General features: G+C 72.6%; 5 protein-coding genes and 3 pseudogenes. 3 read left to right on the plus strand and 5 right to left on the minus strand.

Annotated features, from left to right (window positions below; genetic code table 11):
* Both cobN and ND748_RS16855 read left to right on the plus strand, forming a co-directional pair.
* Window positions 1-3,072: cobaltochelatase subunit CobN (gene cobN / locus ND748_RS16850; protein ID WP_251746753.1), on the plus strand; the 3,072-nt coding region annotated here is incomplete at its 5' end.
* A 214-nt stretch (window positions 3,073-3,286) separates the two neighbouring features.
* Window positions 3,287-4,204, plus strand: a complete 918-nt coding sequence (locus ND748_RS16855) for a response regulator transcription factor (protein WP_251746754.1) — start codon at window positions 3,287-3,289, stop codon at window positions 4,202-4,204.
* Here ND748_RS16855 and ND748_RS16860 read toward each other — a convergent pair.
* Together ND748_RS16860 and ND748_RS16865 are read right to left on the minus strand one after the other, a co-directional pair.
* Complete coding sequence (locus ND748_RS16860) at window positions 4,194-5,171, minus strand: aldo/keto reductase (protein ID WP_251746755.1); 978 nt, start codon at window positions 5,169-5,171, stop codon at window positions 4,194-4,196. The two genes, ND748_RS16855 and ND748_RS16860, sit on opposite strands and share 11 nt — an antisense overlap.
* Window positions 5,171-5,557 carry a MerR family transcriptional regulator gene (locus ND748_RS16865; RefSeq protein ID WP_374215949.1) on the minus strand — a complete coding sequence of 129 codons (387 nt, stop codon included), beginning with the start codon at window positions 5,555-5,557 and terminating at the stop codon, window positions 5,171-5,173. The genes ND748_RS16860 and ND748_RS16865 overlap by 1 nt, the downstream gene beginning before the upstream one ends.
* A 295-nt stretch (window positions 5,558-5,852) precedes the next feature.
* Here ND748_RS16865 and ND748_RS16870 point away from each other — a divergent pair, with 295 nt between their 5' ends.
* On the plus strand, window positions 5,853-8,321 hold the full coding sequence (locus ND748_RS16870; RefSeq protein WP_251746757.1) for a toll/interleukin-1 receptor domain-containing protein: 2,469 nt from the start codon (window positions 5,853-5,855) through the stop codon (window positions 8,319-8,321).
* 137 nt (window positions 8,322-8,458) lie between these two features.
* On the opposite strand, the pseudogene ND748_RS35060 reads toward ND748_RS16870, so the two are convergent.
* From ND748_RS35060 to ND748_RS16880, 3 pseudogenes are all read right to left on the minus strand, one after another.
* Window positions 8,459-9,175 (minus strand): annotated as a pseudogene (locus tag ND748_RS35060) (FAD-dependent monooxygenase); the annotation flags it as partial.
* A gap of 261 nt (window positions 9,176-9,436) precedes the next feature.
* Window positions 9,437-10,042, minus strand: a pseudogene (locus tag ND748_RS35065) (FAD-dependent monooxygenase); the annotation flags it as partial.
* 77 nt (window positions 10,043-10,119) lie between these two features.
* A pseudogene (locus ND748_RS16880) lies at window positions 10,120-10,476 on the minus strand (hypothetical protein); the annotation flags it as partial.

Genomic DNA, 10,476 nt, shown 5'->3' on the forward strand with positions numbered 1-10,476 from the left:
GCCGCCGCCGGTCGGCGGGCCGCCGCCGGCGGCGACGACGAGGCCTGGGACGTCGGGGCGCTGGCGGCGCTGGACATTCCGATCCTGCAGGGGCTGTGCCTGACCGGCGGCCGGGCGGCGTGGGCGGACTCCGACGACGGGCTGTCGCCGTTGGATGCCGCCACCCAGGTCGCGATTCCCGAGTTCGACGGCCGGCTGATCACCGTGCCGTTCTCCTTCAAGGAGGTCGATCCCGACGGGCTGACCAGCTACGTCGCCGACCCCGAGCGGGCCGACCGGGTCGCCGGCATCGCCGTCGCGCACGGCCGGTTGCGCCACGTCGCCCCGGCCGGGCGTCGGGTCGCGCTGATGCTGTCGGCGTACCCGACGAAGCACTCCCGGATCGGCAACGCCGTGGGTCTCGACACTCCGGCGAGCACCGTGCGGCTGCTGCGGGAGATGCGTGTCGCCGGCTACGACATCGGTCCCGCCGACGGCCCGGACGCCCTGCCGGGGGTCGCCGCGCAGGACGGCGACGCCCTCATCCACGCGATCATCGCGGCGGGCGGGCAGGACCCGGCGTGGCTCACCGCGGCGCAGCTCGCCGGCAACCCGGTGCGGATCTCCGCCGCCGCCTACCGGGCCTGGTACGCAACGCTGCCCGCCGACCTGCGGGCCAGCGTCGAGCGGCACTGGGGCCCGCCGCCGGGCGAGCTGTACGTCGACCGCACCCGCGACCCGGATGGCGAGATCGTCCTCGCCGCGCTGGTGGCCGGCAACGTCGTGCTGCTGGTCCAGCCGCCGCGCGGCTTCGGGGAGAATCCGGTGGCGATCTACCACGACCCGGACCTGGCGCCGAGCCACCACTACCTCGCCGCCTACCGCTGGCTCGCCGCCCCGGCCGCGGCCGGGGGGTTCGGCGCGCACGCCGTCGTCCATCTCGGCAAGCACGGGACGCTGGAGTGGCTGCCCGGCAAGACGGTGGGGATGAGCGCGTCCTGCCCGACGGACGCGGCCCTCGGCAACCTGCCCCTGATCTACCCGTTCCTCGTCAACGACCCCGGCGAGGGCACGCAGGCCAAGCGCCGGGCACACGCGACCCTGGTCGACCATCTCGTCCCGCCGATGGCCCGGGCGGAAAGCTACGGCGACCTGGCCCGCCTGGAGCAGCTCCTCGACGAGCACGCCTCGATCGCGGCGATGGACCCGGCGAAGCTGCCGGCGATCCGCGCCCAGATCTGGACCCTCATCCAGGCCGCCCGCCTGGACCACGACCTGGGCCTGGCCGACCGGCCCCACGACGTCGAGTTCGACGACTTCCTGCTGCACGTCGACGGCTGGCTGTGCGAGGTCAAGGATGCGCAGATCCGCGACGGCCTACACGTGCTCGGCGTCGCCCCGGCCGGCGAGGCGCGGATCAACCTGGTGCTCGCCATGCTGCGGGCCCGCCAGATGTGGGGCGGCCAGCGGACGCTGCCGGGGCTGCGCGAGGCCCTCGGCCTGACCGAGGACGACACGGCCGCCCGCGCCGACGTCGACGCCGCCGAACGGACCGCCCTCGCCCTGGTCACCGCGATGGAGGACCGCGGCTGGGAGCCCGCCGCCGTCCCCGCCGCCCTCGACGCCGTCCTCGAACCCGCCGTCGACGCCGTCCTCGACGCCGACCTGCCCGCGGCACCGGCCAGCCCCGGGGAGGAGCCGGAACCGCCCGCGGATGCGCGGCGGGAGGCGGTCGGGGCGGTGCTGCGCTTCGCCGCCACGGAAATCGTGCCGCGGCTCGCGCGGACCACCGACGAGATCACGAGCATCCTGCACGCCCTCGACGGCGGCTACGTCCCGGCCGGCCCCAGCGGCTCCCCGCTGCGTGGCCTGGTCAACGTGCTGCCCACCGGCCGCAACTTCTACTCCGTCGACCCGAAGGCGGTCCCCAGCCGGTTGGCGTGGGAGACCGGCCAGGCGATGGCGACGTCACTGCTGGAGCGCTACCGGGCCGACACCGGCGACTGGCCGCAGTCGGTCGGGTTGTCCGTCTGGGGCACCAGCGCGATGCGCACGTCCGGTGACGACGTCGCCGAGGTGCTCGCCCTGCTCGGCATCCGGCCCGTCTGGGACGACGCGTCCCGCCGGGTCAGCGGACTGGAACCGATCGGCCTGGCCGAGCTCGGCCGCCCCCGCATCGACGTGACCGTGCGGATCAGCGGCTTCTTCCGCGACGCCTTCCCGCACGTGGTTGCGATGCTCGACGACGCGGTGCGGATGGCCGCCGGTCTCGACGAACCCGACGCCGACAACCACGTCCGCGCCCACGCCCAGGCCGACCTGGCGGCCCACGGCGACGAGCGGCGGGCGACGCTGCGCATCTTCGGGTCGAAGCCCGGGGCGTACGGCGCCGGACTGCTGCCACTGATCGACAGCCGCAACTGGCGCGACGACGCCGACCTCGCCGAGGTCTACGCCACCTGGGGTGGCTACGCCTACGGGCGCGGCGTCGACGGCGCACCCGCCCGCGCGGACATGGAGGCCGCCTACCGGCGCATCGCGGTGGCCGCGAAGAACGTCGACACCCGCGAGCACGACATCGCCGACTCCGACGACTACTTCCAGTACCACGGCGGGATGGTCGCGACGGTGCGGGCCCTGACCGGCCGGGCCCCCGCCGCCTACATCGGCGACAGCACCCGGCCCGATGCCGTGCGCACCCGGACGCTGACCGAGGAGACCTCCCGGGTCTTCCGCGCCCGGGTGGTGAACCCCCGCTGGCTGGCGGCGATGCGCCGCCACGGCTACAAGGGCGCGTTCGAGATGGCCGCCACCGTCGACTACCTGTTCGGCTACGACGCCACCGCCGGCGTGGTCGCCGACTGGATGTACGAGCGGCTCGCCGAGACCTACGCCCTCGACGCCGACAGCCAGAAGTTCTTCACCGAGTCCAACCCCTGGGCGCTGCACGGCATCACCGAACGGCTGCTGGAGGCCGCCGCCCGGGGCCTGTGGCAGCATCCCGAGGCCGCCACCCTCGACGCGCTGCAGGAGCTCTACCTTCGCACCGAAGGCGACCTGGAGGACGGCCCCGCGGACGCCGGGCCGTCCTGACCCGATCGGGCCGGGCCGAGCTGCCCGCGTCGGGCGGACCTGCGGTACCCCCGTCCGGGGCCGTTCGGCCACCGGTCGGATGTGCCGAATGGCATGTCGGGAGCCGTCAAGGGCCTTGTCAGCCCTGGTTTCCCGGCCCGGACGGGGCCGGCGGGTCCTGGTCCGGACGGGCCCCGGAGGGGACAAGCAGGCCAGATCCGGGAAAATAGCCAAGGTGCGGACGACACTTCTGCTCGTGGGCAACGAGGCCGCCCTGCGGCGCAACCTGGTGCCCGCCCTGCTCGGCGAGGGCTACGGCGTCGACACGGCCGCAACCGGCGAGCAGGCTCTCGCCCTGCTGGCCGCGCGCGGCGCGCATCTCGTGCTGACCTGCCTCCCGCTGGCCACCGAGGTGCTGTGGCTGGACGAGCTGGTGTTCGGCCAGCCTGGCGGTGATCCATCCGAGGCGGACTGTCCAGACGATCCTGGCGGCCTGGATCAGGCCATGCCGATGGACGGGCTGGAGTTCTGCCGCCGGCTGCGCGCCGCCGGCGACGTCCCCCTCGTCGTCGTCGCCGACCGGCTCGACCCCACCGGCGTCATCGCGTCCCTGGAGGCCGGTGCCGACGACTACGTCACCGCTCCCCCGGTCACCCCGGAGGTGCTGGCGCGGCTGCGGGCCCTGCTGCGCCGAGTCCATCCGCAGCAGGCGACGACGAGCGCGCTGAGCGTCGGCGACCTGCAGATCCGCCCGTCCGAGGGGGTCGTCATCCGGCGCGGCGAAGTCCAGCACCTGACCCGCACCGAGTTCCGGCTGCTGTGCGAGCTGGCCGTGGCCGGCGGCCGGGCCGTCACCCGCAAGCAGCTCCTGGAACGGATCTGGGGCTACGACTACTTCGGCGGGGCGCGGATGCTCGACGTCCACGTCCGCCGGCTGCGCCGCAAGGTGGAGGTGGACCCGTCCGCCCCGACCCACATCCTCACCGTGCGCGGCATCGGCTATCGCGTCTGCACGGCCTCACCCTCACCCCTGGCCCTGGCCCCGACGGCATCAGCGGCATCAGCGGCATCAGCAGGCACCTCAGCACCGGCGGGGACGACCGCCAGCACCGCGCCGGCCCGGCCGTCCCCCGGCACGCTGGTTACCCGTTGACCCCCGACATGTCGGGGTAGCGGGTGCCCGCGACCACGGACCCGGCGGCACCGAGGCGCTGCGCCTCGGCCGGGGTGAGGGCGATCTCCGCCGCGGCGATGTTGTCCTCAAGGTAGTGGCGTCGTTTCGTGCCCGGGATCGGCACGACGTCGTCACCCTGATGGTGCACCCAGGCCAGCGCGAGCTGCGCGGGCGTGACGCCCTTCTCGGCGGCGAGTTCGTCGATCTCGGCGACCACGGCGAGGTTCGCCGCCAGGTTCTCGCCGCTCATCCGCGGCAGGTTCCGGCGGAAGTCGTCGGCGGCGAAGTCCGCCGCCGAGCGGAAGACGCCGGTGAGGAAGCCCCGACCCAGCGGGCTGTAGGAGATGAAGCCGATCCCGAGCTCGCGCAGGGTCGCCAGGATCTCCACCTCCGGTTCCCGGGACCAGATCGAGTACTCGGTCTGTACGGCGGTGATCGGCGCTACGGCGTGGGCCCGGCGGATGGTGGCCGGCGCCGCCTCGGACAGGCCGAGATAGCGCACCTTCCCGGCGGCGACGAGCCCGGCCATCGCGCCGACGGTCTCCTCGATCGGGACCGTCGGATCGACCCGGTGCTGGTAGTACAGGTCGATGTGGTCGACGCCCAGCCGGCGCAGCGACGCGTCGCAGGCCGAGCGGACGTACTCCGGCCGACCGTTGATGCCCCGGACGGTGGGGTCGGCCGGGTCGCGGACGATGCCGAACTTGGTCGCGAGCACGACCTGGTCGCGCCGGTCGGCGATCGCCCGACCGACGAGCTCCTCGTTGCGGTGCGGACCGTACATGTCGGCGGTGTCCAGCAGCGTGACGCCGAGGTCGAGCGCCCGGTGGATCGTGGCGACGGACTCGGCGTCGTCTCCGGCGCCGTAGAACTCGGACATGCCCATGCAGCCCAGCCCCTGGACGGAGACGTCCAGTCCCTGGCTGCCCAACGCGACCCTGCGCATCAGCGGTCGATCCTCTCCTGGTAGACGGCGATCTTCTTGTCGATGGCGGCGAGATTGCGCTGGACCTCGTCGAGGCGTTCCAGCACCCGGCGTCGATGCTCGGTGAGCAGCGCCAGGCGATCGGCCTCGTTGCCCTCGCCCGCGCTGGCCAGCCGGGCGTAGCGGGCCATCTCCCGGATCGGCATGCCGGTCATCCGCAACCGGGTCAGGAACGTCACCCAGCGGATGTCGTCGGCGGAGTAGCGCCGGTGCTGGGAGGTGGCCCGGGCGACCGGATCCCGCATCAGGCCGACGCGTTCGTAGTAGCGCAGCGTGTGGGTGCTGACGCCGGTGGCCGCGGCGGCCTCGGCGATCGTCAGGGTGCCGGCACAGTCCTCGCCCACCAGCGGGTCGAACGCAGGCTCCCCGCAGGCGGCAAGGACCGGATCACCCAACTCCACGACGCCCACCGGCTCCGCTCGCGGCGGAACCTGGCGTAGCGGGGCCTGCCGGGACGAGGTCTGGCGAGGCGATGACTGGCGAGGTGATGACTGGCGAGGTGAGGTCTGGCGAGGCGGGATCGTCGGGCTGGACGTCGTCGCGGGTGCTTCGAGCGTGGCCATCGCTCCACGCTAGGACCTGGAGCGCACTCCAAGTCAAAGTCCCCGCGCCTGAGCACACGACGCGTGACGCCGCGTCTCGATGACGCCGACCGCCTCGCTCTGGCAGTCTGTTTGTGTGATTGCGGACGCCCTCGGCGGCGGGCAACCGGTCGACGAGGGTGCCGACTTCTACATCTCCTACGTGGAGGCGGACCGCGCCTGGGCGGAGTGGGCCGCGTGGCAGGTGGAGGATGCTGGCCACCGTGTGCGGATCCGGGAGTGGGACTTCACTGTCGGGTCCCACATCGTCGGGGAAACGCAGCGAGCGCTTGTGGCGGCGCGGACGATCGCAGTGGTGTCGACGGACTACATCCGTTCCGCCGCCGTGTCAGCCGAGTGGCAGGCCATGCTCGCCACCGACCCGTCCGGAGAACAGCGACGTCTCCTCGTCGTCCGCGTCGAGGACTGCGAGCTCCCCGGGCTGTTGAAGCAGGTCTCCTGCCTGGACCTGTTCGGGCTCCACGCCGCGCCCGCCCGTGACCGGCTACTGACCGCCGTCCGTGGCCGGCGGCGCAAACCTGCCGTCAGCCCGGGTTTCCCTGGCCGGCGCGCTGCCCGAATCGAACCAGGTTTTCCTGGTAATGCGCTCGTACGGGACGCCGATGCTCGCCGTCTGGGAGTCCATCCGGCTGTCAACGTGCCTGGCGTCCCCAGCGAGGCGCTGCCCACCTATGTGGTCCGCGACGTGGACGAAGCCGAGGGCGGCCTGCGGCCCCGGTTACGGAAGGCGGCCGCTCGGGGCGGTTTTGTACTTCTCCTCGGGGCCTCGTCGGTCGGGAAGACTCGTTCGGCGGTGGAAGCAGTCAGGGCGATCTTCCCTGACTGGCGACTGATTCGCCCCGTCGGACCGGGCGAGGTAGCCACGCTGGCGGAAAATGCACCTGGACGTCTGGTGCTGTGGCTCGACGAGCTGCAACTTTACCTCGATGGCCACGACGGGTTGACCAGACAGACGATGATCTCGCTGCTCGACGCGCCAGAACCGGTCGTCGTGGTCGCAACGGCCTGGCCCGGCTGGTACGCCCCCCGCATCGTCCCGCCGGAGCCGGGCGCGCAGGATCCGCACCTGCGGGAACGTGACGTCCTCACGCTGGCTGAGGTCATTCGGATCGCCGACGAATTCAGCCCGGCCGAACAGGCACGGGCGGCGCAGGCGGCCGCGGCCGATCGCCAGCTGGAAGCGGCGATGGCCACTGAAGGCTACGGATTGACGCAGACGTTGGCCGCCGCCCCGCTGTTGGTCTCCCGCTGGTCCGACGCCAAGGCCGGTGCTCCGTACGCGTGGGCGGTACTCGCCGCCGCGATCGACGCGACACGTCTTGGTTTTTTTGCCCCGCTGCCCGTCGATCTCCTGCGTGACGCGGCGGTCGATTACTGCACGCCGAGACAGCAGGCCGAGGCGCCCGGCGACTGGTTCGAACAGGCGCTTGCCTACGCCACGCACAAGTTGCATGGCGCGGCAAGCGCTTTGTTCCCCGTCGCCGCAGGAATAGGTAGGGTCACCGGTTTCCAGGTCGCCGATTACCTGTACCAGTACGTCAGCGCGGCCCGACGCCGCAGCCGGGTCCCGGCCAGCGCCTGGGCCGCCCTCGTCGCGCAGGTGACCTGCGTTGCCGACTGCCGGCGGCTCGCCGACAGTGCCGCAGCCCGGATGCTGTACGGCGTCGCCGTCCCGCTCTATCGGACGGCCGCAGCCGCCGGCGACATCGAGGCCGCGTACCTGCTTGCCGAGATCCTCGGCGACCACGACGGGTTCGACGAGCTGTGTCGCAGAGCCGAGGACGGCGACGTCTTCGCGACCAACAAAAGAAATCGTCTCGCTTTAGACGCGCTGGTCGAGGGTGGACATTTCGAGGAGCTGCGCCAGCACGCCGAGAGCGGCGATGCCGACGCCGCCCGGAGGTTCGCCTACATGCTGGTTGAACGCGGCGACCTCGACGGCTTCCGCCGCTATGTTGACGTCGACCGGGAGGTGGGCGAGTACCCCGACCTCGATCGAGGCGACGACCCGCAATCTAGCCAGGCCGGGTACACCGGCTACGTTTCATTTCGCATAACCGACAGACTCCACGACGACTCCGCCAACCTCGATTCCCGAACGGCCCTCGGGAAGACCCTTGTCGCGATGTATCTGCACCAGTGCATCGTCCAGGACAATTATGCGAGATATGACGACGAAACCCTCCACGAGGTCGCGACTATGCTGGGCGACGGGGATGCCTCTCTCCACCTCAACCAACGACACGTCGATCGCGCGGGCCTCGACGACCTGCACCACTGGGCGGACGACGGCGATTCCCGAGCAGCCCAACGACTTGCGGACCTTCTTGCCGAACGTGGTGACCTTGAAGAACTGAACCGCCTGGCTCATGCCGGCTACCCCCATGCCGCGGAGCGACTGCCCGACTTGCTGGCACGGCTGGGCAGGACGCTCGAAGCTAACCGCATTCGCCGCTTCGGGTTCACTCCGGACGGATCGATAGCGAACCCAGAGAGATCACAACGCTGACTCAGCGCGACGTCCGAGCCCGGTTCCGCGGAACAGCACGATCACCGAGGCTGAGGGCGGAGGCACGGCGCGGTTCCGCGGAACACCGGAACCGGACCACGGCGCCAGGATGCGGTTCCGCGGAACACCGGATCGCCTCAGGGCCGGGAGCGGCCGGCGGAGTCGGGCAGGTCGGTTGCCCGTAGCGGGGCGGCGACGAGGCCGGCAAGGTAGCGGTCGGGGCGGACGAGTGCGATCGGGAGCGGCCGGTGGGTACGCAGTACGCGCAGCAGCGTGCCGTCGAGGTCCTCGACCGCCGGGCAGGAAACGTCGCCGACGGCCCGCAGACCGCCGGGGGCGACGACGGTGAGCGCGGTGGCGGCCCAGTCCCGTGCCGCGGGGTCCATGTCGGCGGTCGGGTCGATTCCGTGGCCGATCAGCGTCCAGGCGTCGGTGAGCAGGTCGTCGAGGCGGATGATGCGGCCGTCCAGGGTGCGCAGCCGCGGATTGGGCAGGAACTGCCCGGCAGGCGGGACGAGGGCCGGCGACGCCGCGGGGCAGCCGGGGCCTCGGCCGGGCCGCGCCGCCCCGCAGCGCGCGGCGCAGGCCGGGGCATGGTCGAGGGTGACCAGTACGGACCGGGTGAGTCGGGACAGCCGCGGGTTCGTCGTCTGCACGACCCCGCCGACCCGCAGCGCCGCAGACGTCATCGCCTCGACGTGCGGGCGGCGTTCGCGCTCATAGTCGTCGAGCAGGTCGTCGCCGGCGAGCCCGCCGACGACCTCGGCGAGCCGCCAGGACAGCGCGGCGACGTCGCGCAGCCCGGCGCCGAGTCCCTGGCCGGCGAACGGCGGCATGCTGTGCGCCGCGTCCCCCGGCGAGCAGGATCCGGCCGACCCGCCAACGCGCCGCCGCGCGGGCGTGGAACGAGTAGACGGCGGTGCGTACGACCCGCACCGAGTCCGGGTCCACCCAGTCGCCCAGCAGCGCGCGGACGCCGTCGGCCTGCGCCATCCGGGCCGGGTCCTCCCCGGGCAGCAGCATCCACTCCCAGCGGTGGCCGCCGGGCATCGGCATGGTAACCGCGGGTCGCAGACGAACGAAAAGTACGGCAGATGCGCCAGCGGCCTCGGCACCTCGACGTCCACGACCAGCCAGGGCTGGGTGAAGGTCGACCCGGCGTAGTCGACGCCGAGCATGGCCCGCACCGGGCTCGAGGTGCCGTCGCAGCCGACCACCCAGCGGGCCCGCAGCCGGCTGCCGTCGTCCAGGTCCGCGATGACCGGGCCGCCCAGGCCGCGCGTGCCGTCTGCGGCCGCCGGCTCGCCGTCCTGGTGCAGCGCCGTCACCGACCGGCCGAGGTGCACGGTGACGCCGGGCAGGGTGGCGATGCCGGCGCGCAGGTCACGCTCGAACGACGGTTGGTGGAAGAACGCCGCGACCGGGGTGCCGAGCTCGCTCGTCCCGAGGCCGAGCTCGATGAGCACGCGCCGGTTCGGCCCGAGGATGGCGCTGCGGCCGCTGGCGTGCACCCGGTCGAGGAAGCCGGCCAGGCCCGGCAGCCCGACCAGCAGCCGCAGCGTCTCCTCGTCGAGGCCCACCGCCCGGGGCAGCGGGAAGGGTTCCTTCTGCGGTTCGACGACGCCGACCGACAGGCCGCGCCGGCCGAGCATCGCCGCCAGCACCGCGCCGACCGGCCCGTAGCCGACCACCAGCACATCCAGCACCACGTCATCCGTCATCGCAGGTTCCTCCGCCTCGACTTCCACTGCCTAGACTTCTACCAACCGTAGAAGATCGGGAAGCGGAGAGCCATAGATCAGACGCCTTTCGTGACCGGCCCGCTGCCCGCACCCGGCGGCGGGAGCGGCGGTGACGCCGGTGCCGGGTCGGCGGGGAGCGCAGCGGCCATCTCCGCGAGTGCGGCGACGGTGCACTGTTGCGCGGCGGCGTCGCCGATCGGCGAGACGAACAGCTCGGTGACTCCGGCCTCGGCGTAGCGGGCGAGCTGGCGGGCCACCTCGGCGGGGTCGCCGACCACGGCGACGTCCCCCGGACCCGCCGCACCCTCCCGATCGAGCACGGCCCGGTACTCCGGCACCCGCCCCGCCAGCCCGAACCGGTCGGCCACCGCCGCCCGCGCCGCGGCGGGGTCCTGGGTCACCGCCACCAGCAC

Source organism: Frankia sp. AiPs1, from assembly GCF_023716945.1.
Classification (GTDB): Bacteria; Actinomycetota; Actinomycetes; order Frankiales; family Frankiaceae; genus Frankia.

What these genes read in the sequence shown, in the direction of transcription:
- ND748_RS16860 (WP_251746755.1), bottom strand. Translation starts at nt 5,171, where the DNA reads ATGCGCAGGGTCGCGTTGGGCAGCCAGGGACTGGACGTCTCCGTCCAG.
- ND748_RS16870 (WP_251746757.1), top strand. Translation starts at nt 5,853, where the DNA reads ATGACGCCGACCGCCTCGCTCTGGCAGTCTGTTTGTGTGATTGCGGAC.